21 protein-coding genes and 2 tRNA genes are annotated in these 26,776 nt (G+C 54.8%); 1 reads left to right on the forward strand and 22 read right to left on the reverse strand.

What is annotated here, in order from left to right:
* Window positions 1–495: 495 nt before the first annotated feature.
* The 15 genes from pnp to rlmE form a co-directional block, all read right to left on the reverse strand.
* A complete protein-coding gene (gene pnp, locus Y017_RS05090; protein WP_011587628.1) occupies window positions 496–2,589 on the reverse strand; it encodes a polyribonucleotide nucleotidyltransferase in 2,094 nt (697 codons plus the stop codon).
* Between the two features lie 205 nt (window positions 2,590–2,794).
* Complete coding sequence (gene rpsO / locus Y017_RS05095; RefSeq protein WP_007148581.1) at window positions 2,795–3,064, reverse strand: 30S ribosomal protein S15; 270 nt, start codon at window positions 3,062–3,064, stop codon at window positions 2,795–2,797.
* An 80-nt stretch (window positions 3,065–3,144) separates the two neighbouring features.
* A complete protein-coding gene (truB, locus tag Y017_RS05100) occupies window positions 3,145–4,071 on the reverse strand; it encodes a tRNA pseudouridine(55) synthase TruB (RefSeq protein WP_011587627.1) in 927 nt (308 codons plus the stop codon).
* Window positions 4,072–4,085: 14 nt separating this feature from the next.
* Complete coding sequence (gene rbfA, locus Y017_RS05105) at window positions 4,086–4,499, reverse strand: 30S ribosome-binding factor RbfA (RefSeq protein WP_011587626.1); 414 nt, start codon at window positions 4,497–4,499, stop codon at window positions 4,086–4,088.
* Window positions 4,500–4,523: 24 nt separating this feature from the next.
* On the reverse strand, window positions 4,524–7,220 hold the full coding sequence (gene infB, locus Y017_RS05110; protein WP_035459390.1) for a translation initiation factor IF-2: 2,697 nt from the start codon (window positions 7,218–7,220) through the stop codon (window positions 4,524–4,526).
* 61 nt (window positions 7,221–7,281) lie between these two features.
* On the reverse strand, window positions 7,282–8,790 hold the full coding sequence (nusA, locus tag Y017_RS05115; RefSeq protein WP_035459392.1) for a transcription termination factor NusA: 1,509 nt from the start codon (window positions 8,788–8,790) through the stop codon (window positions 7,282–7,284).
* Window positions 8,791–8,830: 40 nt separating this feature from the next.
* Window positions 8,831–9,286, reverse strand: a complete 456-nt coding sequence (rimP, locus tag Y017_RS05120; protein ID WP_035459394.1) for a ribosome maturation factor RimP — start codon at window positions 9,284–9,286, stop codon at window positions 8,831–8,833.
* 187 nt (window positions 9,287–9,473) lie between these two features.
* A tRNA-Met gene (locus Y017_RS05125) sits at window positions 9,474–9,550 on the reverse strand.
* 211 nt (window positions 9,551–9,761) lie between these two features.
* Window positions 9,762–9,847, reverse strand: a tRNA-Leu gene (locus Y017_RS05130).
* A 14-nt stretch (window positions 9,848–9,861) separates the two neighbouring features.
* Window positions 9,862–10,305 carry a preprotein translocase subunit SecG gene (secG, locus tag Y017_RS05135; RefSeq protein ID WP_011587622.1) on the reverse strand — a complete coding sequence of 148 codons (444 nt, stop codon included), beginning with the start codon at window positions 10,303–10,305 and terminating at the stop codon, window positions 9,862–9,864.
* A gap of 11 nt (window positions 10,306–10,316) precedes the next feature.
* Complete coding sequence (gene tpiA, locus Y017_RS05140; RefSeq protein ID WP_035459397.1) at window positions 10,317–11,060, reverse strand: triose-phosphate isomerase; 744 nt, start codon at window positions 11,058–11,060, stop codon at window positions 10,317–10,319.
* Between the two features lie 80 nt (window positions 11,061–11,140).
* On the reverse strand, window positions 11,141–12,475 hold the full coding sequence (gene glmM / locus Y017_RS05145; RefSeq protein ID WP_035459399.1) for a phosphoglucosamine mutase: 1,335 nt from the start codon (window positions 12,473–12,475) through the stop codon (window positions 11,141–11,143).
* Window positions 12,472–13,335 (reverse strand): dihydropteroate synthase, encoded by an 864-nt coding sequence (gene folP / locus Y017_RS05150; protein WP_035459401.1) that lies wholly within the window; start codon window positions 13,333–13,335, stop codon window positions 12,472–12,474. Before folP ends, glmM begins: the two co-directional genes overlap by 4 nt.
* A 6-nt stretch (window positions 13,336–13,341) precedes the next feature.
* Window positions 13,342–15,249: an ATP-dependent zinc metalloprotease FtsH gene (gene ftsH, locus Y017_RS05155; RefSeq protein ID WP_101235058.1), complete on the reverse strand. Its 1,908-nt coding sequence runs from the start codon at window positions 15,247–15,249 to the stop codon at window positions 13,342–13,344.
* A gap of 123 nt (window positions 15,250–15,372) precedes the next feature.
* Window positions 15,373–15,999: a 23S rRNA (uridine(2552)-2'-O)-methyltransferase RlmE gene (rlmE, locus tag Y017_RS05160; protein WP_035459405.1), complete on the reverse strand. Its 627-nt coding sequence runs from the start codon at window positions 15,997–15,999 to the stop codon at window positions 15,373–15,375.
* Window positions 16,000–16,118: 119 nt separating this feature from the next.
* Between rlmE and Y017_RS05165 the strand changes: the two genes are divergently transcribed.
* Window positions 16,119–16,433, forward strand: coding sequence for a YhbY family RNA-binding protein (locus Y017_RS05165; protein WP_035459407.1), 315 nt, complete (start codon window positions 16,119–16,121; stop codon window positions 16,431–16,433).
* Between the two features lie 102 nt (window positions 16,434–16,535).
* Here the strand turns inward: Y017_RS05165 and greA are convergent, their stop codons facing one another.
* The 7 genes from greA to grpE all read right to left on the reverse strand — a co-directional run bounded on the left by greA (window position 16,536) and on the right by grpE (window position 26,737).
* Window positions 16,536–17,012: a transcription elongation factor GreA gene (gene greA / locus Y017_RS05170; protein ID WP_035459409.1), complete on the reverse strand. Its 477-nt coding sequence runs from the start codon at window positions 17,010–17,012 to the stop codon at window positions 16,536–16,538.
* Window positions 17,013–17,103: 91 nt separating this feature from the next.
* Window positions 17,104–20,322 (reverse strand): carbamoyl-phosphate synthase large subunit, encoded by a 3,219-nt coding sequence (carB, locus tag Y017_RS05175; RefSeq protein ID WP_011587614.1) that lies wholly within the window; start codon window positions 20,320–20,322, stop codon window positions 17,104–17,106.
* A 69-nt stretch (window positions 20,323–20,391) separates the two neighbouring features.
* Window positions 20,392–21,516: a glutamine-hydrolyzing carbamoyl-phosphate synthase small subunit gene (carA, locus tag Y017_RS05180; protein WP_011587613.1), complete on the reverse strand. Its 1,125-nt coding sequence runs from the start codon at window positions 21,514–21,516 to the stop codon at window positions 20,392–20,394.
* 196 nt (window positions 21,517–21,712) lie between these two features.
* Window positions 21,713–22,540 (reverse strand): 4-hydroxy-tetrahydrodipicolinate reductase, encoded by an 828-nt coding sequence (gene dapB, locus Y017_RS05185; RefSeq protein WP_035459412.1) that lies wholly within the window; start codon window positions 22,538–22,540, stop codon window positions 21,713–21,715.
* Window positions 22,541–22,787: 247 nt separating this feature from the next.
* Window positions 22,788–23,918, reverse strand: a complete 1,131-nt coding sequence (gene dnaJ, locus Y017_RS05190) for a molecular chaperone DnaJ (RefSeq protein WP_035459414.1) — start codon at window positions 23,916–23,918, stop codon at window positions 22,788–22,790.
* 101 nt (window positions 23,919–24,019) lie between these two features.
* The gene (gene dnaK, locus Y017_RS05195; protein ID WP_011587610.1) at window positions 24,020–25,945 is read right to left on the reverse strand and encodes a molecular chaperone DnaK; all 1,926 of its coding nucleotides are present in this window, start codon (window positions 25,943–25,945) and stop codon (window positions 24,020–24,022) included.
* 219 nt (window positions 25,946–26,164) lie between these two features.
* The gene (gene grpE, locus Y017_RS05200) at window positions 26,165–26,737 is read right to left on the reverse strand and encodes a nucleotide exchange factor GrpE (protein WP_011587609.1); all 573 of its coding nucleotides are present in this window, start codon (window positions 26,735–26,737) and stop codon (window positions 26,165–26,167) included.
* Window positions 26,738–26,776: the final 39 nt, after the last annotated feature.

Raw genomic sequence — 26,776 nt, forward strand, 5'->3', positions numbered from 1 at the left:
GCAATTTCTGCGCCGTTTTCATTCCCACTGTGACTAATTGATGACCTGGATTCCACCGCAGCGATACACCGCTTCTCTGCATTTTCCATTGCGGGCACCCTAGGCGACTATTTGATATTCGTTGTTTGGGGCACTCACGTTGCTGCGTATAGCTTCAAACACACGCTGCCATGCCTCTACGTCTTCAGGGTTCGCTGCCGAGCCTGGCAACGTTGGCACCTAGAACCCTAGCGCAGGCTTTGCCGCTTCAGTCAACTATCGCAAGTAGCAGCGACTATCATTCGAATCAGCGCAGTTCGGATGCCACCAAAGGCAGGCATTTCTCAAGTGGAGATTGAGGGCGTGCTGCTCACCAAGACCCTTTGGCCTCTGCGCCCCCCTCCCGCCGTCTGTAGCGCCAAATCACAACCATAGATAACCGGCAAACCAAGCAAGCACCCAGCATAAAAAAAGGCCGGCAAATGCCGACCCTTTTTTGAAACCACAAGGCAGAAATTAATCTTCCTTAGCTTCCTTCATCGACAGTTTGATACGGCCACGCTGGTCCACATCAAGGACTTTCACCTTAATGATCTCACCTTCGTTCACGTAATCAGTCACTTTCTCAACACGCTCTTCAGCGATCTGGGAGATGTGCAGCAGGCCTTCAGTGCCGGGCATGATCGCCACGAACGCACCGAAATCAACAACCCGCGTTACCTTGCCTTCGTAGATTGCACCCACTTCAGCTTCCGCGGTAATCTCTTCTACGCGACGGACCGCTTCATCGGCTTTTTCACGGGTTTCACCGTAGATCTTCACGCTACCATCGTCTTCAATGTCAATGGTACAACCCGTTTCCTCGGTGAGGGCACGAATAGTCGCGCCGCCTTTACCGATCACATCACGGATCTTGTCCGGGTTGATCTTCAAAGTCAGCAGAGTCGGCGCGTTGTCAGATACCTCAGAGCGCGACTCGGCAATCGCCTTATTCATCTCACCCAGGATATGCAGACGACCGGCATTTGCCTGGTTCAGCGCTTTCTCCATGATCTCTTCGGTAATGCCTTCGATCTTGATGTCCATCTGCAAAGCAGTCACACCACGGGCGGTACCAGCCACCTTGAAGTCCATGTCGCCAAGGTGATCTTCATCACCCAGAATATCGGACAGCACTGCATAACGGCCGTCTTCTTCCTTCACCAGGCCCATGGCAATACCGGCCACCGGCGCGGTCAACGGCACACCAGCGTCCATCAACGCCATGGAAGTGCCACACACGGACGCCATGGAAGAAGAACCGTTGGACTCAGTGATCTCAGAGACCACACGAATCGTGTAAGGGAAGTCCTGCACGCTAGGCACAACGGCTTCCACACCACGGCGGGCCAGGCGACCGTGACCGATTTCACGACGCTTGGGAGAACCGATGAAGCCCGTCTCACCCACACAGTATGGAGGGAAGTTGTACTGCAGCATGAAGTGGTCCTGGTGGGACCCTTCCAGCGCGTCGATGAACTGCGCATCGCGCATACCACCCAATGTGGCAGTGACGATCGCCTGGGTCTCACCACGGGTGAATAACGCAGAGCCATGAGTTTTCGCCAAAGTGCCCACTTGGCAATCAATAGCACGCACCGCATCCAAAGCACGACCATCAATACGCGGCTTGCCGGATACCACGGCTTCACGCACCACGCTCTTTTCGATCTTGCCGAACAGGTCTTTCACTTCGTCGGCTTCCGGCGCACCGTCTTCACCGGTGGCAAACTCAGCCACACAAGCATCACGCAGCTCGCCCACTTTGGCGTAACGGGCCATCTTCTCGGTAATGGTGTAAGCCTCGCCCAACGCCGCCGCGAACTTATCTTTGATCGCCGCTTTCAGGGTCTCGTTCTGCTCAGCCGGTTTCCAGTCCCACGTTTCAGTGCCCACTTCGGCAGCGAACTCCTTGATGCCCTGGATCAGCGGCTGCATTTCCATATGGCCGAACAATACCGCGCCCAGCATTTGGTCTTCAGACAGCTCCTGCGCTTCGGATTCCACCATCAATACAGCAGGTTCGGTACCTGCAACAACTAAGTCCAGTGCAGACTCAGCCAACTCGGAATAGCTAGGGTTGAGGATGTACATTCCATCCTTGTAGCCCACCCGTGCAGCACCAATCGGGCCACTAAAAGGAATTCCGGAAATAGATAAGGCAGCGGACGTACCGATCAAGGCTGCAATATCCGGATCGCGGTTTTTGTCGGAAGACATCACCGTAGCCACAACCTGCACTTCATTCATGAAGCCCTTTGGGAACAGCGGGCGAATCGGGCGGTCGATGAGTCGGCAGGTCAGCGTTTCTTTTTCGCTAGGACGGCCTTCACGCTTGAGGAAGCCACCGGGTATACGGCCGGTTGCATAGGTCTTTTCCTGATAGTTAACGGTCAGGGGAAAGAAGTTCTGCCCTGGATTGGCTTCTTTTCTACCCACTACGGTGACCAACACTTGGGTGTCACCGATACGGACCATGACAGCGGCGGTTGCCTGGCGAGCAATTTGCCCGGTTTCCAAGGTTACCGTGTCACGGCCAAACTGAATTTGCTTGGTAATTTTATTGAACATATCTCGTCTCTTCTCTCTTCTTCACGACAATCTTCAAGGCCCATGCCTCTGACATACACTCTTCTTTCGTTCACGCATGATATCGAGAAACGCACCACGCATCACTCAGTATCATGGCTAAGGCTGCGCGGCCTTTTCCCCGCACCCTAAAACAACAAAAGCCCGGCTATGCCGAGCTTCTGTTGTTGTAACTTTGATCCATGCCTTAGCGGCGCAGACCCAGCTTTTCGATCAGCTGCAAGTAACGGGTGCGGTCTTTCTTGGCCAGGTAGTCCAGCAGCTTACGACGCTGGTTTACCATGCGGATCAGGCCACGACGGCTGTGGTGATCCTTCTTGTGGCCTTTAAAGTGATCCTGAAGACCATTGATATTGGCGCTCAGCAAAGCGACTTGAACTTCCGGGGACCCGGTATCATTCTCTTTGCGGCCATGCTCTTTCAGAATTTCAGCTTTTTGTTCAACGGTTAACGCCATGATGCTTCTCCAATATGCTCAATTAAGGTCACGGCCAGCCATGCATATTTATAGCTGCCGTCATTATCGGGCGAATCTCCTCAAGAGGCTCCGCCTGCAACCAGACGACGGGGAGCAATCCGCCCGTCTTCCAATATTTCTCCGACACCCAGAAATTCACCACTGGACGCCTGATAAACGCTAACCCAGCCGTCCAGAGGGCGGTCTGAGGCCATCACCGGCTGCCCTTGCTGCAAGTAGTAAGCAGCATTGTCACCCAACTCAACGCGCGGCCAGTCTGCCACGCTGGTGGATAAAGGCAAGAGCAGCTCATCGATTGCCTCAAAACCACCGGTTTCCTTGATTTTACCCAGCTGCTCTAAGGTCAGCATTCGCTCTGCCGGGTAAGGTCCCGCAGACAGGCGATGTAGAGCGGTCACATGCCCGCCGCACCCTAACAGAGCCCCTGTATCTTCCACCAGTGAGCGCACATAGGTGCCTTTAGAGCAGTCCACCTCGAACTCCAGCTCATCGCCGTCGATACGTAGAATTCGCAAATCATAAATCGTCACCGGCCGAGGCTTACGCTCTACGGTGATACCCTCACGGGCCAGCTTATAGAGCGGCACACCTTCATGCTTAATCGCCGAATACATGCTTGGAATTTGCTCGATATCGCCCTTAAATGACAACAACGCCGCTTCAATCTGGGCGGCAGAGGCGGACACTTCCGTAGTGTTCACCACATTGCCGTCCGCATCGCCAGTTTCTGTAGTCACTCCCAGCTTGGCGGTTACTCGGTAGCTCTTGTCCGACTCCAACAGAAACTGGCTGAACTTAGTCGCCTCGCCGAAACAGATGGGTAGCATGCCCGTGGCCAACGGATCCAAGCTGCCAGTATGGCCCGCTTTAGCGGCAGCAAACATTTTTTTTGCCATTTGCAGCGCGCCATTACTGCTCACGCCGGAGGATTTATCCAATAACAGGATGCCGTTGAGATCACGGCCTCTAGGACGACGCTTTGCCACCTGACAGCTCCGAGTTACTCGTTGTTTCCGGTTTCGTCGTCTTCCGGACGCAGCTCCCGGTCTTCTGCCCGGGCCTCATCAATCAATTGCGATAGATGAGCAGCCCGCTCCGGGGTCATATCGTAATGGAAACGTAATTTGGGGGTAGTGCGGGTATTCAAGCCCTGGGCCAGGCTGCTGCGCAGAAAACCGCTGGCCTTGGTGAGCACCTCTTCGGCTTCTGCGCCGGCCTCCTCGCCCTGTCCCAGCAAGGTGAAATACACCTCAGCATAGGACAGATCACGGGAAACCGTTACATCCTGAATCGTCGCCAGATTGACTCGAGGGTCCTTCATTTCGAACTGCAACAACCGGGACAACTCGCGCTGAATCTGGTCAGCGACTCGGTCAGTGCGGTTAAAGCCTTGGGGGCGGCGATGACGGCTCATAGCAAGGTTCGGGCACGCTTTCCCTTACAGGAAGCGAGCCACCTCCTTCACTTCGAAGACTTCGATCTTATCGCCTTCTTTCACGTCATTATAGCTTTTCACTGCGATGCCACACTCCATGCCGTTACGCACTTCCGGTACATCGTCCTTAAAGCGACGCAGAGACTCCAACTCGCCCTCGAAGACCACCACATCATCGCGCAGAACGCGGATCGGACGGTTCCGGTACAACGTACCTTCCACCACCATACAACCGGCAACAGCACCAAACTTGGAAGAGCGGAACACATCGCGCACCTGAGCCACACCAAGAATTTCTTCGCGTTTTTCCGGAGCCAGCAAACCGCTCATGGCTTGCTTCACGTCATCGATCAGTTCGTAAATTACGCTGTAATAGCGCAGATCGATGCCTTCCTGTTCGCACACTCGCTTAGCTTTGGAATCAGCACGAACGTTAAAGCCCAGCAAGACACCTTCACTGGTCATCGCCAAGTTAACGTCGGATTCGTTGATCGCCCCCACGCCACTGGACACCAGGTTCACTTTCACTTCGTCTGTACCCAGGTCATTCAGGGCGCTGGTCAGCGCTTCCAGAGAACCGCGCACATCGGTCTTCAACACGATGTTGACGGTTTTGGTCTCTGCACTGCCCATATTTTCAAACAGGTTTTCCAGTTTGGACGCCTGCTGACGCTTAAGCTTAAGCTCACGGTCACGTTCCTGACGGAACTCAGCCACTTCCCGCGCCTTACGCTCATCTGTCACAACCTGGATCTGCTCACCGGCTTCTGGTGCGCCATTTAGGCCAAGCACTTCTACAGGAATAGATGGGCCAGCCTTCTTGATGGCTTTACCGTTTTCGTCAACCATCGCACGCACACGGCCAAAATGAGCACCGGCCAGTAGCATATCGCCTATCTGAAGCTCGCCACCCTGCACCAAGATAGACGCTACCGTTCCGCGGCCTTTCTCAATGCGAGATTCAATCACAACGCCGGTCGCGGAACCGGAGGCCTGAGCTTGCAGCTCTAGCAATTCTGATTGCAGAAGGATCGCATCCAGCAGGTCATCAACGCCCTCGCCAGAGTGAGCAGAAACGTTAATGAACTGGTATTCACCGCCCCACTCTTCCGGGATTACATCCTTGGTGGCCAATTCGTTACGCACCCGGTCTGGGTCTGCCTGTTCTTTATCAATCTTGTTGACCGCAATTATAATCGGCGCACCCGACGCTTTCGCGTGGTTGATCGCTTCTTCGGTCTGCGGCATTACACCATCATCGGCGGCAACAACAATCACCACGATATCAGTGGCTTTAGCTCCACGGGCACGCATGGCAGTAAAGGCAGCGTGACCAGGCGTGTCGAGGAAGGTAATCATGCCTTTCTCGTGCTCAACGTGATACGCACCAATGTGCTGGGTAATACCGCCCGCTTCGCCGCTTGCCACCTTGGCTTTACGAATATAATCGAGCAGAGAGGTCTTACCGTGGTCCACGTGACCCATAATGGTCACAACGGGAGCTCGGTGCTCTGAATCCACACTGTCACGGGTTACCAAATCAGCAGCCAGATGATCTTCCAGCAACTCTTCTTGCCCTTTACTGGCAACGGGCTTATGGCCCATCTCTTCTACCAGCAAGAACGCGGTTTCCTGATCAATCGGCTGGTTAACCGTGGCCATTTCGCCCATTTTCATCAAGGACTTAATTAAAGACTTGGCCTTGATGTTCATGCGTTGGGCCAGATCACCCACGGTAATTGTTTCTGGAACTTCGACTTCGTAGATTTTCTTCTCCGTCGGTGTTTTAAAGCCATGCTGCTTATTCATGGAGCTTTTCATCTTACCGTGCACAACGCCTGCCACCTTGGGCTTGCGGCGACGACGGCGAGACTGGCGCTCCTCACGCTGATAGCTGGCTTCCTGCGCGGCATTAACAATGGATGAGCCCTTGTCATCTTCCACCGCAGGTTTTTTCTCTTCCTGCTCGCCACGCTGCTCCAGCTCAGCCGCAATACGGGCGGCCTCTTCAGCGGTACGGCGAGCGGCTTCTTCTTCCGCTTTCTTGCGAGCTTCTGCTTCCTGCTTACGCTTGGCCTCATCCGCTTCACGCTGTTTGCGCTCAGCTTCTTCTCGCTTGGCCTTTTCTTCCGGCGTTTCTTCCTTCGCAGGTTTCTTGGTTGCAGAAACTTTTGGCACAGAAACACGCTTACTTTTTTCTTCCGCTGCTTTTTCGCCGGCCGCTTTGCGTTCTTGCTCAGCCTTAGCGCGAGCTTCATCTTCCTTCAGACGTGCAGCTTCATCATCCGCAGCACGCTTAGCCGCCTCTTGCGCTGCACGCTTCTCTTCTTCCTCGATCCGCGCAGCTTCTTCTGCCGCCAGGCGTTCCGCTTCTTCACGCTCTTCAGCTTCTACCACATCACGCTTCATGTAGGTGCGCTTCTTACGCACTTCCACATTCACGGTCTTAGACTTACCGGCAGCACCGGTGGTCTTAATGGTACTGGTGGACTTACGCTTCAGCGTAATTTTCTTACCACTACCTTCATCCTCGGCACCATGAGACTTGCGCAGATGCGCCAGTAGCTGCTGCTTCTGTTCATCTGAGACCACTTCGCTGGCATCGCCATGGGGCAACCCTGCGTCTTTCATCTGCGTAAGCAGCTTCTCGACGGGCGTCCCTACGATGTCGGCCAGTTTCTTTACGGTCGTTTCTGCCATGTCAGCAACACTCTCCTGTCCATCTCTGATGGTGCCTGCTTGTTCAGCCTGGAAATGGGCGTTACGCCCCGGCTTCGTCTTCACCTTCAAACCAAGGCGCGCGCGCAGTCATAATCAACTCGGCTGCACGCTCTTCGCTCAGGCCTTCAATTTCCAGCAGGTCATCCACTGCCTGTTCGGCGAGGTCTTCCATCGTAACAATGTCACGGGAAGCCAATTCAACAGCCAACTCGCGATCCATACCTTCCATGTTGAGAAGGTCTTCCGCGGGCTCGGCTTGATCAAACTTCTCTTCAGATACCAGGGCTTTAGTCAACAGCGCATCTTTGGCACGCTGGCGTAAAAGCTCTACGATCTCCTCATCAAAGCCGTCGATAGCCAGCATCTCTTCCTCTGGCACATAGGCCACTTCTTCAAGGGTAGAGAAACCTTCATCCACTAGCACACCCGCCACATCTTCATCTACTTCTAACTCGTTGATGAATGTTTGCAGGGCTTGCTCGGCTTCTTGTTCCTGTTTGCTCTCAGCGTCATCAATGGTCATGACGTTGAGTTCCCAGCCGGTTAACTCAGACGCTAGGCGAATGTTCTGCCCACTACGGCCGATAGCCTGGGCCAATGCAGACTCATCTTCCACGGCAATATCCATGGAATGGCTTTCTTCATCCATAACAATGGAAGCCACTTCCGCCGGCTGCATTGCATTAATCACTAGCTGTGCGGGGTTGTCGTCCCACAGGACAATATCGATACGCTCACCAGCCAGCTCATTGGAAACGGCCTGAACCCGCGCACCACGCATGCCTACGCAAGCGCCAACCGGATCAATACGCTGATCATTGGTCTTTACGGCAATTTTGGCTCGGGAGCCTGGATCACGAGCAGCGCCTTTAATTTCGATCAGCTCTTCACCGATCTCTGGCACTTCAATTTTAAACAGCTCCACCAACATGTCCGGGCAAGCACGGCTGGCAAACAGCTGCGGACCACGGTTTTCTTCATTTACGCCCAGCAGATAGGCACGGACACGGTCGTTTTGGCGAACGGCCTCACGGGGAATCATGTGTTCACGAGTAATCAGTGCTTCGGCGTTGCCGCCCAAGTCCAGCACGATAGAATCACGGCTGGCTTTCTTTACCGTGCCACTGACCAAGTCGCCAATGCGATCACGATATTCCTCAACAATTTGACGACGCTCCGCTTCACGTACTTTCTGTACAATGACCTGCTTAGCAGTTTGCGCAGCAATACGACCAAAGGCTTCGGATTCAACTTCCTCTTCCCAGATGTCCCCGATCTGCAGAGACGTATCCTGCTCGTGGGCTTCATCCAATGTCAGTTGCTTGCCGAATTCAAAGAGTTCTTCATCAGGCACTACGTGCCATACACGAAAGCTGCGGGCATTACCGGACTCACGGTCAATATCCACACGAATTTCCACGTCTTCTTGCTTGAACCGCTTCTTGGTAGCTGCCGCGAGAGCCAGTTCAATGGCCTCAAAAATTACGTCGCGGCTTACACCCTTCTCGTTTGATACGGTTTCCGCTACCAGCAGGATCTCTTTGTTCATGGCCAGGCCTTTACAAAGACTAAAGTTCTTCAGGGCGTACTCAATTGAAGCGGGGCTGCAACCGAGCACGATCTACCTGACTGTAAGGAACACGCAAGGTTTCGCCATCCAGCTCCACCACCAGCGTATCGCCATCCACGGCCACAATGGCCGCCGTCATTTTACGCTTGCCGCTTACCGGTGCCAGAAGCTTAAGTTGCACATCTTCACCGATATAATCGACATACTGCGTAATGTCGAACATGGGCCGATCCATCCCTGGCGAGGACACTTCAAGGTTAAACTCACCGGGGATTGGATCTTCCACATCCAGCACGCCGCTCACTTCATGACTCACGGCCGCGCAATCATCTACCGAAATACCATCTGCATGGTCAATAAACACACGCAGAACAGCCCCGCGCCCCTGGATGTATTCCACACCCCAAAGCACGAAGCCCAGATCTTCCACTACCGGAGCCAGCAGCTCGGTTAATTGCTCTGTGCGTTTTGACATAAATCTTTCCGCCGGTACAAACAAAAAATGGGCCCGAGGATGAACAGTAATTGCAGCACTCCCTGCAACGACCGCGGATCCACCGCCCATTTCCACCAACCGGGTCGGTTTGCAGATAACAAAAAGCCCCTACAAGAGGGGCTTTTTGTCCGCTTTGGACCAGAGATGTTTTTCTAGTCCGTCTAAGTGGTAGCGGGGGCAGGATTTGAACCTACGACCTTCGGGTTATGAGCCCGACGAGCTACCAGACTGCTCCACCCCGCATCAAAATCGAGCGCAAATAATACTCAGAGGCGCCTACTCTGTCAAGGCATTATCGAAAAAAGTATTTATTTTTCGAAGCCTTAGTATCAGGAAAAGCCACAGAACCTGATACTGACCAGCTTTCAAGCTGATCCTGGAAAAACCGATAATGCACATCGGTCTTTTTCCTTACGCTTCACTGACAACACTCGCCAGCAAAACGCTCCCTAATTGGTGCCGAAGGCCGGACTTGAACCGGCACGAGCGAAGCTCACTACCCCCTCAAGATAGCGTGTCTACCAATTCCACCACTTCGGCAAAGAACGCTTAACTTACTGCTCCGACTGAGGCACTTCAGTCGGGGCCGGGGATTCTACCTCAGCTTGAGGCACATCCGAAACTTCTTTTTGCTCTTCATTCGCATCCGGGGCCACTGGCACTTCAGTCATGCCCGCCGGAACCTCAGACGGAGACTCGTCAACAACAGGCACATCCTGGTGCTCAACGGTTTCCAGCTCCGGCAGAAAACTACGACTACTGTCCGCTTCCTGACGCGCCATCCAAGCCAAAACCAAACTGGTCACAAAGAATAGCGCCGCCAGTACTGCTGTGGCACGAGTAAGAAAGTTCGCCGACCCAGCACTACCAAAAACGGTTTGAGAACCGCCGCCGCCAAAGGAAGCACCCGCATCAGCGCCTTTACCGTGCTGAATTAGCACCAGACCAATCAGCCCAAGGGCTGCCAACACGTGAACTACATGAACAACAATATCCATAATGTCTCTAATTATTCCGCCGCCTGACAGATCGCAATAAAGCTGTCGGCTGTTAACGATGCCCCACCGATCAGACCCCCATCGATGTCTGACTGAGCAAATAGAAGGGCGGCATTATCCGCCTTTACGCTGCCGCCGTAAAGCAACCGCAGCGATTGAGCGATATCCGGGTCGTCTTTCGCTAAAAATTGACGCAAACAAGCGTGAACAGCTTGGGCCTGCTCGGGGCTAGCCGTTTTCCCTGTGCCGATCGCCCAGACCGGCTCATAGGCCACTATCGCATTAGCAAATGCCGCAACGCCAACCGCATCCACAACCGCGCGTAATTGCCCACAGACGATGGTGTCAGTATTGCCAGAGTCACGCTCTTCCAGCGTTTCACCCACGCAAAGAATCGGCACCAGACCCGCAGCCTGAGCGTGGGCGAACTTGCTGGCAATCTGCGCATCCGTTTCACTGTATAACGCACGGCGTTCGGAATGCCCAATAATCACGTAACCACAGCCCACCTCGGCTAGCATCGGCGCAGATACCTCTCCAGTAAAAGCGCCATCCTCTTGCTCACTCACGTTCTGGCTACCGATACCAACCGCCTCCGGCATCGCAGATCTGGCCGCAGCCAAATACGGAAAAGGTGGACAGATGACCACCTCAGCAGCACCAGCGTAACCCGCCAGAGCGTCTGCCATTTCGGTAAGCAAGTCCTTGCGCCCGTTCATTTTCCAGTTGCCCGCAACCAGAGGGGTTCTATTCATTATTGTCTCTCTTATCTGTAACTCGCTCACACACAATAGATATTCACGCGATGTATTGCGTGAAGCCTGCTGAGTGCCGCTTAATTGATTGCCTTTTCCACCACTTCGGCCAGCTCACGGCACAGGCTTTCCACCCGATCCGCATCCTTGCCTTCAATCATCACCCGCACCAAAGGCTCAGTGCCGGAGGGTCGCAACAGGATACGGCCATTACCGGCCAGCCTATCTTCTACATCTGCCATGGCCGCCTGCACATCCCCATTTTCCATAAATCCATCACGATTTGGGCCACGTACATTGATCATCTTCTGGGGGAGCATGGACACGTCTGCGACAGACTCGGCCAAGCCTTGCTTACGACGGGACAAGGCCGCCAACACCTGCAATGCAGAGACGGTTCCATCCCCCGTGGTGGTGCAATCCAGGCACACCAAGTGCCCGGAGGATTCGCCACCGATGTTCCAGCCACGCTTATCCAACTGCTCCATGACATAACGATCACCGACCTTGGCGCGTACAAATTCAATGCCTTCAGCCTGCAGCGCCAGCTCCAACCCGAAGTTGGACATTAGCGTTCCTACGACCCCATCCATTTTCGCGCCGTTCTCTTTGCGATCGCGGGCCACCACAAACAACAGCTGGTCACCATCAACTAGGTTACCAGCATGATCGACCATCAATAATCGATCCGCATCGCCATCCAGCGCCACACCGAGATCGGCTTTTTCTTCCACAACCTTGCGCTGCAACGCCTCGGGATGAGTAGAGCCACAATCGCGATTAATATTGAAGCCGTCGGGCTGATTAGCCAGCGGCACCACAGTGGCGCCTAGCTCTTCGAACACATCCGGGGCAATGTGGTAAGCCGCACCGTTGGCGGTATCCACCACAATTTTCATTCCATTAAGGTCTAGGCCTGGCGCCGTGCTTTTGCAAAATTCAATATAACGACCGCGGGCATCATCTATACGTCGCACCTTACCGATCTGATCCGTGGACACCACCGACATTTGCTCATCCAGCAAGCGCTCAATTTCGAGCTCAATTTCATCATTGAGCTTTCGACCATCCGCCCCGAAAAACTTAATGCCGTTATCCGTATAAGGGTTATGAGACGCAGAAATCACAATGCCGGCTTGAGCCGAAAGTGTGCGCGTCAAATAGGCAATTCCCGGCGTGGGCAACGGCCCCAACAAGCGCACATCCACTCCAGCTGCAGAGATCCCCGCTTCTAAGGCTGACTCAAACATATAGCCGGAAATACGGGTATCTTTACCAATCAATATCTTGCTGCCACCACGAGCCCCCAGTACCTTGCCGGCAGCCCAGCCCAGCTTGAGCACAAAATCAGGCGTAATGGGAAACTCCCCCACCGTACCTCGCACCCCGTCGGTGCCGAAATATTTGCGCGTCATGACAGCTCCTTTTGCGATTCTCTTTGTGATTCCATAACCGCATGGGCGAAACGCACCACGTCCACGGTTTCTTTAACATCGTGAGCGCGCACAATGCTGGCACCGCGCTCCACACACATTACGGCCGCCGCTAGACTGCCTGGCAATCGTTCGCTCACATCGCGCCCCAACACTTTGCCGAATAAAGATTTCCGCGACACCCCAATCAGAATAGGCAACGCCAGAGTCTGAAGCGCATCCATCTCATGCATCAGCTGCAAATTGTGCTGTACCGTCTTGGCAAATCCGAACCCCGGATCCACCAACAGCCGCTCCCGCGAAATACCTGCCCGCTCACACGCGCCGATACGCTCACGGAGCAAGGCGACCACCTCGGCAGTAACATCATCGTAACGGGGGTTATCTTGCATGTTGCCGGGCTCACCCCGCATATGCATCAAACAGACCGGGAGCTGACTGGCCGCTGCTGCCTGAATGGCACCGGGGCGACGCAAAGAGCGGACATCATTAATCATGCCTGCGCCAGCCGCCGCACTCGCGCGCATCACTGCCGCGGTGCTGGTATCCACAGACACTAGCGCATTCAGCTCATAGCTTAGCGCCTCAACAATAGGGACAACCCGGTCAAGCTCATATTGCTCAGACACCGGCGAAGCACCAGGCCGGGTAGACTCTCCCCCCACATCAATAATCGCCGCTCCGTCACGCAACATCTGCTCTGCCTGACGCAGCGCGGCATCGCGCTCGGTAAACCGGCCACCATCGGAAAAGGAGTCGGGGGTCACATTAAGGACCCCCATAACGACAGGCGCGGACAGGTTCAGTGTCCGCGCCCCACAGCTAAGTGTCTTTTGATGCATCATCAATCAGTGCGTGTTAGCAGGCCCACCGATCGGGTCACCACCGGAGGCACTATCACCAGAAGCGGCAGCGCCATTACCCGGCCCCTGATCCCGCCAATCTTTCGGCGGTCTCGGCTTGTGACCACTCATTATGTCTTCGATCTGATCGGCATCAATGGTTTCATACTGCATCAATGCATCCGCCATCAGCTCCAACTTATCGCGATTACGCTCTAGGATTTCTTTGGCGCGACCGTAACAATCATCAATGATGGCCCGCACTTCACGGTCAATTTCTTCCGCGGTTTGTTCAGACATATGCTTGCGCTGCCCCACCTGCTTGCCAAGGAAGACTTCACCTTCTTCTTCCTCATAGGCCAGCGGGCCCATTTTTTCACTCAGGCCCCATTTGGTCACCATGGCACGAGCCAGTTTGGTAGCGCGTTCGATATCATTAGAGGCGCCAGTGGTAACACCATCAAAGCCCAACGTCATCTCTTCCGCGATACGCCCACCAAACAACGAGCAGATGGACGACTCCAAACCACGCTTGGATTGTGAGTACTTGTCTTCTTCAGGCAGATACATTGTCACACCCAGCGCACGGCCTCGCGGAATAATGCTCACCTTATAAACCGGGTCATGCTCTGGCACCAACCGCCCAACGATAGCGTGGCCGGCTTCGTGAAACGCAGTGTTCAGTTTTTCTTTCTCGTTCATCACCATGGAGCGACGTTCCGCCCCCATCAGGATCTTGTCCTTAGCTTTCTCAAATTCTTCCATGGAAACCATGCGCTTGTTGGCACGGGCAGCAAACAGCGCAGCTTCATTCACCAAGTTGGCTAAATCAGCACCGGAGAAGCCGGGGGTACCACGGGCAATCAACGCTGGCTCCACATCATCGGCAATTGGCACCTGACGCATGTGCACTTTCAATACCTGTTCGCGACCGCGAATATCCGGCAACGGCACGGTTACCTGCCGGTCGAAACGACCGGGGCGCAACAGCGCCGGGTCCAGTACGTCAGGGCGGTTGGTCGCGGCAATAACGATGATCCCTTCATTGCCATCAAAACCGTCCATTTCTACCAGCAACTGGTTCAATGTCTGCTCGCGCTCATCATGACCACCTCCGACACCGGCGCCCCGGGAACGCCCCACCGCATCAATTTCGTCAATAAAGATAATGCAAGGGGAGTGCTTTTTGGCTTGCTCGAACATATCGCGAACACGGCTAGCACCAACCCCCACAAACATCTCCACAAAATCAGAACCAGAGATACTAAAGAAAGGCACCTTGGCTTCCCCTGCAATAGCCTTGGCCAACAGGGTCTTACCGGTACCAGGAGAGCCCACCATCAGCACACCGCGGGGGATCTTGCCACCCAAGCGCTGGAATTTGGCTGGGTCACGCAGAAACTCCACTAGCTCCTGCACTTCTTCCTTGGCTTCTTCTACGCCTGCCACATCGGCGAATGTGGTTTTGATTTGGTCTTCGCCCAACAACTTGGCTTTGGATTTACCAAACGTCATGGGGCCACCGCCGCCACGGCCACCACCCTGCATCTGGCGCATAAAGAAGATAAAGATGGCCAAGATCAACAGGATCGGTAACACAGACAGGAACAGCTGCGTCAGAAAACTCTGACGCTGAGGCTCCAAGCCCACCACATTCACATCATTCTGAATCAGCGTGGGCATCAGATTAGTATCCAGGGTCGGCGGCTTAACCGTGCGGAACTGGCCACCATCCGTGTAGGTCCCGGTAATCGTACTTTCGCCAATCTTGGCCTCCTGCACCTTGCCGGCTTCTACCCGCGAAATGAAGGTGGAATAGGGCACATCTGCGGTGGCAGGTTGAGTACTGAGACTAGATGCCACCACGTACAGGACGCCGGCAATTACCAGCCAGAGCACAACATTCTTGGTCATATCGTTCAAGGGAGACCTCGATTAATTCGGGCGCTCGCGCGCACACTAACGAATTTACACCTTACACCATTTACCGGAATCAGCGTAATGCCGGTTCGGACAACAAAATAGCGTATTTGCAGCTTATTTCAGCCCAAAACCCAGCTGATAAACTTCAGTAGAGCGGGCACGACTGGCCGCCGGTTTACGACTGACAACGCGTTTGAAGCGGCTTTGTAGCGCTTTGCGATAATCTTCAAACCCCTCGCCCTGGAACACCTTGACCAGAAACACACCATCAGGATCCAACACCCGCTCAGCCATATCCAACGCCAACTCTGCCAGATACATAGCCCGCGGCTGATCCACCGCGCTATTACCACTCATATTGGGGGCCATGTCCGACATTACAAGGTCTGCCCGCTGATCCCCCAGCGCCATAAGGATTTGCTCATAGATCACCTCCTCACGAAAATCCCCTTCGATGAAGGTCACATCCGGTAAAGCATCCATGGCAAGAATATCACTGGCTATCACCGTTCCCCTGCCGCCAATCAGCTGACCCGCCACCTGGCTCCAGCCCCCGGGGGCCGCCCCCAAATCCAGCACCGTCATGCCCGGCCTGAACAAACGGTCCTTTTCATTCATCTCCAGCAGCTTGAAACTGGCCCGGGAGCGATAACCCTGCTCCTGGGCCTTAGCTACCCACGGATCATTAAAATGCTCTTTTAACCAAGCTTTGCTGGTTTTGGAACGGCTGGACTTCGCCATGAACCACTCTCTCCTGAATTTTCTACATCCTCATGTTCTTAGCCAATGCACAGGATGGCTGCTTTTCCCGCGGCTAATCCGTAGAATACGCGCACAGCAACCCTTTCTGGAGTCACACCGTGCCGCTATCTACCCAGGACATCAAACGGTTACGCCGTATTGGTCACCACCTGAAACCCGTTCTCATCTTTGGCGACAAGGGACTCAGCGACAATTTCGTAGAAGAGCTTAATTTGCGCCTTGAGGATCACGAACTGGTCAAGGTAAAGGTCAACGCGGAAACCCGCGACGACCGAGCAGCGATTGTGCAGGCGCTGACTGAAAAAGGCAGCGCCGAGCTAATCCAGCGCATCGGCAACATCGCCCTACTCTACCGCCCAGCCCAACAACCCAACGCGAAACTATCGAATATTTTGCGATACCAGAACGCTTGAGCACTACCCACCTAGTAGGCTACCCGCGGCAGCCATTAAAAAGGCGACGTTTTAACGTCGCCTTTTTTTACGTGCTGTCCGCAAGCGTGACGCACAGAAAACCTAGATATGCTCCACTTGATCAACTTCATACTCACGAGTACCTCCGGGAGTATCGATCTGCACCACATCCCCTTCCTCGCGGCCAATCAGGCCACGGGCAATGGGTGAGTTCACACTCAGCTTGCCTTCTTTGATATTAGCTTCGTCGTCACCGACGATCTGATACACCTTGGTTTCATCAGTATCCACATCAAGGATAGTCACGGTAACACCAAAAATAACCTTACCGGTATTCTCAATATCCTGAATATCAATGATCTGCGCATTGGAAAGTTTCCCTTCAATATCAGCAATGCGCCCCTCACAAAAACCCTGCTGCTCGCGGGCCGCGTGATATTCTGCATTCTCTTTCAAGTCGCCGTGCTCACGAGCCTCTGCAATCGCAGCAGAAATACGCGGGCGATCTTCTTTTTTCAGTTTTTCCAGTTCCTCGCGCAAGGCTTTAGCGCCCTTGGCGGTCATCGGTACGCGTTGCATAATTATCCTCGTGTCTTTTAACAGGCCGTTGAACATGCCCTGTTAACGGAACCGCCCGGAGCACTCTGCTCCGAGCGCTCCCGACGACGATTTATTTCATTTCTGCGTGCAGGTCCTGCAAGCGACGAACAGTAGGCTCACCACTAATACCCAGCGCCTGGCAAACCGCATGGGCCGCAGCAATGGTCGTGGTATAGAACACTTTGTGCTGCAGCGCCGAGCGACGAATCGCAAAAGAATCACGGGTCGCCTGCTTGCCTTCCGTGGTGTTCACAATCAGAGCAATCTGATCATTCTTGATCATGTCCACAATATGCGGACGCCCTTCCAGCACCTTGTTCACAACCTTCACCTCAAGGCCCGCTTCACCCAGCACCTTGGCGGTACCTTTTGTGGCAACCAGGCTGAAGCCACGCTCAATCAACATGCGAGCCACTTCCACAGAGGCAGGCTTGTCGACTTCGCGCACAGAAATAAAGGCCGTTCCAGTTTCCGGCAGTTTTTCTCCGGCCCCCAGGGATGCCTTACCAAAAGCTTCCGCAAAGGTCTCGCCAACGCCCATCACTTCCCCGGTAGATTTCATTTCCGGGCCTAAGATCGGATCAACCTTCGGGAACTTGGCGAACGGGAACACCGCCTCTTTCACGAAATAGTGCTGAGGTTTGACCTCTTCGGTGAAACCTTGTTCCTTAAGACTGGTGCCTGCCATGCACCGAGCAGCCACCTTCGCCAGAGACACGCCGATGCACTTGGACACATACGGCACCGTCCGTGAAGCACGCGGGTTCACTTCCAGCACATACACCTCGCCGTTTTTCACCGCGAACTGCACATTCATCAAACCCACCACGCCCAGCTCCAATGCCATATCTGCAGCCTGCTGACGCATGACGTCCTGAACATCGTCGTCCAGCGAATACGGAGGCAGAGAGCATGCGGAATCACCGGAGTGAACACCCGCCTGCTCAATGTGCTGCATGATGCCACCGATAACCACATCCGTTCCGTCACACACTGCATCCACGTCCACCTCAATGGCGTCGTCGAGGAAGCGATCCAGCAATACAGGGGAGTCATTGGAAACCGATACCGCGTTCATCATGTAGTTACGCAGTTCTGCTTCACCGTAAACGATTTCCATGGCACGCCCCCCCAACACATAGGAAGGACGAACCACCAACGGATAACCGATTTCTTCTGCTAGGCGCACACCGTCTTCCATGGAACGAGCGGTGCGGTTGGGCGGCTGCTTCAGGCCAAGCTTATTAACCATCTGCTGGAAACGTTCACGGTCTTCCGCTTCATCAATGGCATCCGGCGGCGTTCCAATAATCGGCACACCGGCCGCCTGCAGGGCACGAGCCAGCTTCAGCGGTGTTTGACCGCCGTATTGAACAATCACACCCTTAGGTTTTTCTTTTGCCACGATAGCCAACACGTCTTCCAACGTAATAGGCTCGAAGTAGAGACGATCGGAGGTATCGTAATCGGTAGACACGGTCTCTGGGTTACAGTTGACCATGATGGCCTCGTAGCCGTCGTCCTTCATGGCAAACGCCGCATGCACACAGCAATAATCGAACTCGATACCCTGACCAATCCGGTTGGGGCCACCACCGATGACCATGATCTTGTCACGGTCGGAAGGGTTAGCCTCGCACTCTTCGTCGTAGCTCGAATACATGTAGGCGGTATCGGTGGCGAATTCCGCCGCACAGGTATCCACCCGCTTATAGATCGGCAGCACATTCAGCTCTTCACGCTTGCCGCGCACATCCGCTTCCTTCACGCCCAGCAACTGAGCCAGGCGGGCATCGGAGAAGCCTTTGCGCTTGAGCGCATAGAGGCTGTCGCGAGTCAGGCTGCTAAAGGTGCTGTCGACCAGCTGCTGCTCGGCACGAATCAAGTCCTCAATCTGCACCAAATACCAACGATCAATCTTGGTGATATTGAACACATCATCCACGGTCATGCCGACCCGGAAGGCATCGCCAACGATCCAGATACGCTCAGGGCCCGGCGTAGCGAGTAACTGCGCCACCTGCTCACGGGCGTCCGGCGCGGCCGGGTCCACATGCGGGTCAAAGCCGATGGATTCCGTTTCCAGACCACGCAACGCCTTCTGCACAGATTCTTGGAAATTACGGCCAATGGCCATCACTTCACCAACGGATTTCATCTGGGTGGTCAGCACGGCGTCAGCTTCAGCGAACTTCTCGAAGTTGAAGCGCGGAATCTTGGTTACCACATAATCGATGGACGGCTCGAACGAGGCAGGGGTTTTGCCGCCGGTAATTTCGTTCTGCAGTTCATCCAGGGTGTAACCCACCGCCAGCTTTGCCGCCACCTTGGCGATCGGAAAACCGGTGGCTTTGGAGGCCAACGCCGAAGAGCGACTGACCCGCGGGTTCATTTCAATCACCACCATGCGCCCGTTGTCCGGATTAATGCCGAACTGGACGTTGGAGCCACCCGTCTCTACACCGATTTCACGCAGCACTGCCAAGGAGGCATCACGCATGATCTGCAGTTCTTTATCGGTGAGCGTCTGGGCCGGCGCCACAGTAATAGAGTCACCGGTGTGCACCCCCATGGGGTCAAAGTTTTCGATAGAACAAACGATGATGCAGTTATCCTTTTTATCGCGGACAACTTCCATCTCATATTCTTTCCAACCCAGTAAAGACTCGTCGATCAACAACTCATTAGTGGGCGACAGGTCCAAGCCACGCTGGCAGATTTCTTCGAACTCTTCACGGTTATAGGCGACGCCCCCACCGGACCCCCCCATAGTAAAGCTGGGTCGGATGATGCAGGGAAAACCCAACGACTCAAGAGCGGCGCTGGCTTCTTCCATGTTGTGGGCAATGGCAGAGCGCGGACACTCTAGCCCTATGGACTTCATCGCCTTGTCAAAACGGGAGCGATCTTCCGCTTTGTCGATGGCATCCTCTGTGGCGCCGATCATTTCCACGCCAAATTCTTTGAGCACCCCGTTATGATCCAAGTCCAGGGCACAGTTCAGCGCAGTCTGCCCGCCCATGGTGGGCAGCAGCGCATCCGGGCGCTCTTTTTCAATGATCTTGGCCACGGTCTGCCAGGTAATCGGCTCAATATAGGTCGCATCCGCCATGGCCGGGTCGGTCATGATGGTCGCAGGGTTGGAGTTAACCAGAATCACCCGGTAACCCTCTTCGCGCAGCGCTTTACAGGCCTGGGCGCCGGAATAGTCAAACTCACAGGCCTGGCCGATCACAATCGGGCCAGCACCAATAATGAGGATGCTTTTTAAATCACTTCTTTTTGGCATAGTCACTAACCGTCAAACGTTAATTTCAGTTGCCAGCGCGTCAGACGTCGAGCGTCGGACGTCGGACGCTTATTTCGCTTCCATCAGCTCGATGAAATGATCGAACAATGGCGCACAGTCGCGCGGCCCCGGGCTCGCTTCCGGGTGCCCCTGGAAACTGAAGGCGGGCACATCAGTGCGCTCAATACCTTGCAAGGTGCCGTCGAACAGCGACACATGGGTCACCTTTAGGTTGGCTGGCAAGGTATCTATATCCACCGCAAAACCATGGTTCTGACTGGTAATCATCACCGTGTCATCGGCCAGAGTTTTTACCGGGTGATTAGCACCATGATGGCCGGTAGCCATTTTCATGGATTTGGCACCGCTGGCCAGCGCCAGCAACTGATGTCCCAAGCAGATGCCGAACACCGGCAAACCGGTGCCAACAATTTCCTGAATCGCGGAAATCGCGTAGTCGCAGGGCTCCGGATCACCGGGTCCGTTAGACAGGAAGACACCATCCGGCTTCATCGCCAGCACTTCGGATGCAGGCGTTTGCGCCGGCACCACGGTGAGCTTGCAGCCGCGCTCGGCCAACATACGCAGAATGTTGCGCTTAACACCGTAGTCATAAGCCACCACATGGAAGCGGGTCTCACCCTGCTCGGTGTGGCCCTGCTCCAGATCCCAGGTGGACTCTGTCCAGCTATAAGGCTCGGCAACACTCACCACCTTGGCCAGGTCCATGCCTTTCAGGCCAGGAAACCCCTTGGCCGCAGCAAGCGCCTGCGCTTCATCCACACTTTCGCCGGCCAAAATGCAGCCATTTAGGGCGCCTTTGTCACGCAAAATGCGCGTCAAGCGGCGCGTGTCGATATCGGCGATGGCAACGATGTTGCGATCACGCAGGTAGTCCGAAAGAGATTGCTCACTACGCCAGTTGCTCACTGTCATGGCCAGATCACGAATCACCAGGCCGGAGGCCCAGATTCGAGAGGACTCTTCATCCTCGGCAGTGACGCCAGTGTTACCAATATGCGGATAGGTAAGGGTTACAATCTGCTTGGCATAGGAAGGATCCGTCAGGATCTCCTGATAGCCAGTCATGGCGGTGTTAAACACCACCTCACCCACGGTTTCACCCGTGGCACCGATTGCAACACCCCGAAAGATGCTTCCGTCTTCAAGAGCGAGAATGGCGGGAACCGTCAACGCAACCTCCAGGCTGATAGGGAATAGGGAGATCTGCGGCGGGTGCGCTCGCAAAAAAGCGAGATGGATTCCTCCACCTCGCTTTTTCTAAATTCTTAATTCGGCGCCCCGCACGCCCATCACGGGCTGCGCGCTATTTTAGGGCTTTGTGGCCCCGCTGTCACGCAGCAATCCCGTTGATAGACCAGTGGCACACTCAGGCCTTGCCCCAGCCGGCGCTTTCACCAGCCAGACCAAGCACATCCTGCATGTCGAACAACCCCTTGTCGTGACGGCCCAACCAAGCAGCCGCACGCACAGCACCGCGACCGAACGACATACGACTGGAGGCCTTGTGGGTAATTTCCACCCGCTCACCCTCTGCGGCAAACATCACAGTGTGGTCGCCGACAATATCGCCGGCCCGAATCGTCTCAAAACCAATGGTATGGCGCTCGCGCTCGCCGGTGCGGCCTTCACGACCGTACACCGCACACTCGCTCAGATCGCGCCCCAAGGTCTGAGCCACCACCTCACCCATGCGCAACGCCGTACCAGACGGCGCATCGATTTTATGCCGATGGTGGGCCTCAATCACTTCGATATCCACCTCATCGCCCATAATCTGCGCCGCCGTTTCCAGCAACTTGAAGCACAAGTTCACCCCAATGGAGTAATTGGGCGCAAAACAGATAGCGATATCATCACCGGCGGCACGCACGGCCGCTTTCTGCTCATCATCCAAACCGGTAGTGCCGATCACCAACCGCGTGCCCGCCGCGCGGCACACCTCAAGATTCTTCACCGTGGCTTCCGGCACAGTGAAGTCGATGAACACATCTGCCTCATTTACCACCTTGGCCAAATCGTCCACCAGCAACACACCACTGGCTCCTTGCCCCACCAACTCACCGGCATCCGCGCCGATCAAACTGGAACCAGGGACATCCACCGCCGCCGCCAGCGTGGTATCCGGGTTAGCCAGCGTCGCCTCAATCAGAATACGCCCCATGCGACCCGCCGCACCGATAATACCTACTTTCATGGTGTCTCCTTGATTAAAAACCGGACGTCGGACACCAGAAACCTCGCGCGCCTGTCAACCCAAACGGGAAAACGAAGCGAAGAGAGCCTGGTATCAAGCTGCTTATTCTAGCAGAAAGGGCGATAGGGTCATCGCGCAACAACGAACACCTTCCTAGCAGCAATGAGCAAAACCTCCAGCACACGGACAAGGCCCACAAAAAAGCCCGGAGCGGAAACCGCGCCGGGCTTTTTTATTACGCCAACCCTTACTTGGTATCGAAAAAACGCTTAACGCCTTCGAACCAGTTATTCTTGCGTGGGTTGTGACGATTGCCGCCGCTCTCCAGAGATTCCTGGAATTTACGCAACAACTCTTTCTGCTCGCCAGACAACTTCACTGGCGTTTCAATCACCACCTTGCACAACAAATCTCCCGGGGCGCCACCACGTACCGGCGCCACACCCTTGCCGCGCAAACGGAACAGCTTACCGCTCTGGGTTTCCGCCGGGACTTTCAGCTTAACCTTGCCATTCAGCGTGGGCACATCCAGCTCACCACCCAAAGTGGCATCAACAAAACTGATCGGCACTTCACAATACAAATTGTCGCCGTCACGCTGGAAGATATCGTGTTCACGCACAGCCACCTGAACGTACAAGTCACCAGACGGCGCACCGTGCACGCCCGCCTCGCCTTCACCAGCAAGACGAATGCGGTCACCGGTATCCACTCCGGCAGGAATCTTCACCGACAGGGTCTTGGTGTTCTGTACACGGCCTTGCCCCCCGCAGTTACCGCAAGGGTCTTTAATAATCTTGCCTTCACCCTTACAGGTTGGGCACGCTTGCTGCACGGTGAAGAAGCCCTGCTGCATACGCACTTGACCGACGCCGCCACAAGTGGTGCACGTTACTGGCTGGCTACCTTCCTTCGCGCCACTACCATGGCAAACATCACAACTATCCCAGGTGGGAATGCGAATTTTTTCATCGCAACCGCGCACAGCCTGCTCTAGGCTCAGCTCCAACGTATAACGCAGATCCGCACCCCGGGACGGGCCGCGACGTCCGCCGCCGCCGCCAGCGCCACCAAATATGTCGCCGAAGATGTCACCAAAAATATCACCGAAGCCGCCAGCACCCGCGCCAGCACCTGGCCCACCGCCCTGACCATTAACGCCGGCATGGCCGAACTGGTCATAGGCCGCGCGCTTCTGCTCGTCGGCGAGGACTTCGTAGGCTTCTTTCGCTTCCTTAAATTTGGCCAACGCCTCTTTATCATCCGGGTTACGGTCCGGATGGTATTTCATCGCCAGCCGGCGATAAGCCTTTTTTAGGTCTTGGGCACTGGCATCTTTCGCCGCACCCAACACTTCATAATAATCACGCTTGGACATAGATAAGCCTTTGGCTTAGCCAGACGCCCGACGCCGGAGGCCAGACACAGAAGCCAAAGAGCATCCGCATCCAACGTCCGGCGTCAGGCGTCAGGCGTTACTTACTTCTTCTTGTCGTCGTCGACTTCTTCAAACTCTGCGTCGACTACGTCATCACCCGCTTGCGGCTGCTCACCTTCAGCACCGGCAGCGCCTTGGGCCTGCTGAGCTTGCTCGGCGTACATTTTCTCGGCCAGCGGTGCGGACACTTCAGACAGCGCCTTGATTTTGGCTTCGATGTCATCCTTGTCGCTGCCCTTGGCGGCTTCTTCCAGCTCGTCCACGGCTTTGGTGATGGCTTCTTTCTCTTCATCGGTGGCCTTGTCACCCGCTTCTTCAAGCGTTTTGCGGGTAGCATGCACCAAGTGATCCGCCTGGTTGCGAGTCTGCACCAGCTCTTCGAACTTTTTATCTTCGTCCGCGTGAGCTTCGGCGTCCTGCACCATTTGATCAATTTCTTCATCAGACAGACCAGAAGAAGCCTTGATCTGAATGGTTTGCTCTTTACCGGTAGCCTTGTCTTTCGCACCCACGTGCAAAATACCGTTGGCATCAATGTCGAAGGTCACTTCGATCTGCGGCATACCGCGCGGCGCCGGCGGGATATCTTCCAGATTGAACTGGCCCAACGACTTGTTCTGGCTCGCTTGCTTACGCTCACCCTGCAACACGTGCACGGTCACGGCCGTCTGGTTGTCATCCGCCGTGGAGAACACCTGCGACGCATTGGTCGGAATAGTGGTGTTTTTCTCGATCAGCGGAGTCATCACGCCACCCATGGTTTCAATACCCAAGGTCAGCGGAGTCACGTCCAGCAACAGCACGTCGGTTACGTCACCGCTCAGTACCGCACCCTGAATCGCAGCACCCATGGCAACTGCTTCGTCCGGGTTAACGTCTTTGCGCGGCTCTTTGCCGAAGAACTCAGTAACGCTCTTCTGCACCATTGGCATACGGGTCTGACCACCCACCAAAATCACATCCGTGATATCGGCCGTTTTCACCCCAGCATCCGCCAATGCGGTTTTACACGGCTCAAGTGAACGGGTCACCAGATCACCCACCAAAGACTCCAGCTTGGCGCGCGTCACCTTCACCACCAAGTGCTTGGGCCCAGTGCTGTCGGCAGTAATGTACGGCAGATTAACTTCCGTCTGTTCGGCGGAAGACAGCTCGATTTTAGCTTTTTCAGCCGCCTCTTTCAGACGCTGCATAGCCAGCGGGTCGCCGCCCAGATCGATCCCGGAATCCGCCTTGAACTGATCAGCTAAGAAGTTGATCAATGCCAAGTCGAAATCTTCACCACCCAAGAAGGTGTCACCATTTGTGGCCAACACTTCAAACTGATGCTCGCCATCCACTTCGGCGATTTCGATAATTGAGATATCGAAAGTACCACCACCCAAGTCATACACAGCGATGGTGCGATCACCACCTTTCTTATCTAGGCCATAAGCTAGAGCAGCCGCAGTGGGCTCGTTGATAATACGCTTCACATCCAAGCCAGCGATGCGACCGGCATCTTTGGTGGCTTGGCGCTGGGAATCGTTGAAGTAAGCCGGCACGGTGATAACGGCCTCAGTGACAGCCTCACCCAAGTAGTCTTCCGCGGTCTTCTTCATTTTCTTCAGCACTTGCGCAGAAATCTGCGGCGGCGCCATTTTCTCGCCCTTCACTTCTACCCAGGCGTCACCATTGTCAGCCTTGGTGATCTTGTAGGGCACCATCTTGATGTCCTTCTGAACCACCTTGTCGTCAAAACGACGGCCGATCAGACGCTTCACCGCATACAGAGTGTTTTCCGGGTTCGTCACCGCCTGACGCTTGGCAGCCTGGCCAACCAAAGTTTCTTTATCGTCGGTGTAGGCGATAATGGACGGCGTTGTGCGAGCGCCCTCTGCGTTTTCGATAACCTTAGCTTTGTCACCTTCCAGCACGGCCACGCAGCTATTGGTCGTACCTAGGTCGATACCGATAATCTTACCCATAGTCGTTCTATCTCCTTCACACTAGCCGGAACCCTTTCGGCGCCCCAGGCAGTTGAATTATTAACTCGTCTGGCTCCTATATGGCGGTCGTTGCCATCATTTCAAGGGAGCTTGTCGATTTTCAGTGCTTCAACTTTTGTAATCACTTTGAGGCCAAAGCCCGCAGCCGGCGCCACTTTCACACCTAATATCAAGCTCAAGCGGCGGGTCAAACACCTATCAAGGAGCCTTACTAACCACCACCCGAGCCGGGCGAATCAGACGACCATTCAGCTGGTAGCCTTTTTCTAGCACTTCAATCACGCTATTGGGGTCCACATTGGGCACCGGCACCATGGTCATCGCTTCATGCAATTCGGGGTTAAACGGCTCGTCTGCGGGATTAATCTGTTCGATGTTATAACGGGCAAACGCGTCCAACAGAGACTTCAGCGTCAACTCGATACCTTCACGGGCACCCTTTAGTGCATCGTCTTCGGCATCCAGCGCCGCTAGACCACGCTCCAAGTTGTCCGCCACACTTAGCAGATCACCGGCAAACTTCTCCAAAGCGAACTTGCGGGCATGCTGCACGTCACGCTCGGCGCGCTTACGCACATTCTGCACTTCCGCCTGTGCACGGACATCCGCTTCAGCCAATGCCTTCTTAACCTTGGCCAGCTCCACTTCTACTTCAGCCAGCTTCTCTTCAGCGGTGGGCTCAACCGCCTCTGCAGCGGCCGCAGCTTGCTGTTCTTCAACCGTTTCTACCTGTGGTTCGGCATTGTTCTGATCTTTTTCCTGCTCACTCATTGGTCACTCCACATCCCTATCCGGGCTTTTCCAGGAAAG

The sequence above is a fragment of the Alcanivorax sp. 97CO-5 genome (assembly GCF_000524665.1).
In the GTDB taxonomy this organism is placed as follows: Bacteria; Pseudomonadota; Gammaproteobacteria; order Pseudomonadales; family Alcanivoracaceae; genus Alcanivorax; species Alcanivorax borkumensis.

Excerpts from the sequence above, each read along its gene's own strand:
- pnp (WP_011587628.1), bottom strand. The coding sequence starts at position 2,589 with ATGTTCAATAAAATTACCAAGCAAATTCAGTTTGGCCGTGACACGGTA.
- rpsO (WP_007148581.1), bottom strand. The coding sequence starts at position 3,064 with ATGGCGTTAACCGTTGAACAAAAAGCTGAAATTCTGAAAGAGCATGGC.
- rbfA (WP_011587626.1), bottom strand. The coding sequence starts at position 4,499 with ATGAGCCGTCATCGCCGCCCCCAAGGCTTTAACCGCACTGACCGAGTC.
- infB (WP_035459390.1), bottom strand. The coding sequence starts at position 7,220 with ATGGCAGAAACGACCGTAAAGAAACTGGCCGACATCGTAGGGACGCCC.
- nusA (WP_035459392.1), bottom strand. The coding sequence starts at position 8,790 with ATGAACAAAGAGATCCTGCTGGTAGCGGAAACCGTATCAAACGAGAAG.
- rimP (WP_035459394.1), bottom strand. The coding sequence starts at position 9,286 with ATGTCAAAACGCACAGAGCAATTAACCGAGCTGCTGGCTCCGGTAGTG.
- secG (WP_011587622.1), bottom strand. The coding sequence starts at position 10,305 with ATGGATATTGTTGTTCATGTAGTTCACGTGTTGGCAGCCCTTGGGCTG.
- tpiA (WP_035459397.1), bottom strand. The coding sequence starts at position 11,060 with ATGAATAGAACCCCTCTGGTTGCGGGCAACTGGAAAATGAACGGGCGC.
- glmM (WP_035459399.1), bottom strand. The coding sequence starts at position 12,475 with ATGACGCGCAAATATTTCGGCACCGACGGGGTGCGAGGTACGGTGGGG.
- folP (WP_035459401.1), bottom strand. The coding sequence starts at position 13,335 with ATGCATCAAAAGACACTTAGCTGTGGGGCGCGGACACTGAACCTGTCC.
- ftsH (WP_101235058.1), bottom strand. The coding sequence starts at position 15,249 with ATGACCAAGAATGTTGTGCTCTGGCTGGTAATTGCCGGCGTCCTGTAC.
- rlmE (WP_035459405.1), bottom strand. The coding sequence starts at position 15,999 with ATGGCGAAGTCCAGCCGTTCCAAAACCAGCAAAGCTTGGTTAAAAGAG.
- greA (WP_035459409.1), bottom strand. The coding sequence starts at position 17,012 with ATGCAACGCGTACCGATGACCGCCAAGGGCGCTAAAGCCTTGCGCGAG.
- carB (WP_011587614.1), bottom strand. The coding sequence starts at position 20,322 with ATGCCAAAAAGAAGTGATTTAAAAAGCATCCTCATTATTGGTGCTGGC.
- dapB (WP_035459412.1), bottom strand. The coding sequence starts at position 22,540 with ATGAAAGTAGGTATTATCGGTGCGGCGGGTCGCATGGGGCGTATTCTG.
- dnaJ (WP_035459414.1), bottom strand. The coding sequence starts at position 23,918 with ATGTCCAAGCGTGATTATTATGAAGTGTTGGGTGCGGCGAAAGATGCC.
- dnaK (WP_011587610.1), bottom strand. The coding sequence starts at position 25,945 with ATGGGTAAGATTATCGGTATCGACCTAGGTACGACCAATAGCTGCGTG.
- grpE (WP_011587609.1), bottom strand. The coding sequence starts at position 26,737 with ATGAGTGAGCAGGAAAAAGATCAGAACAATGCCGAACCACAGGTAGAA.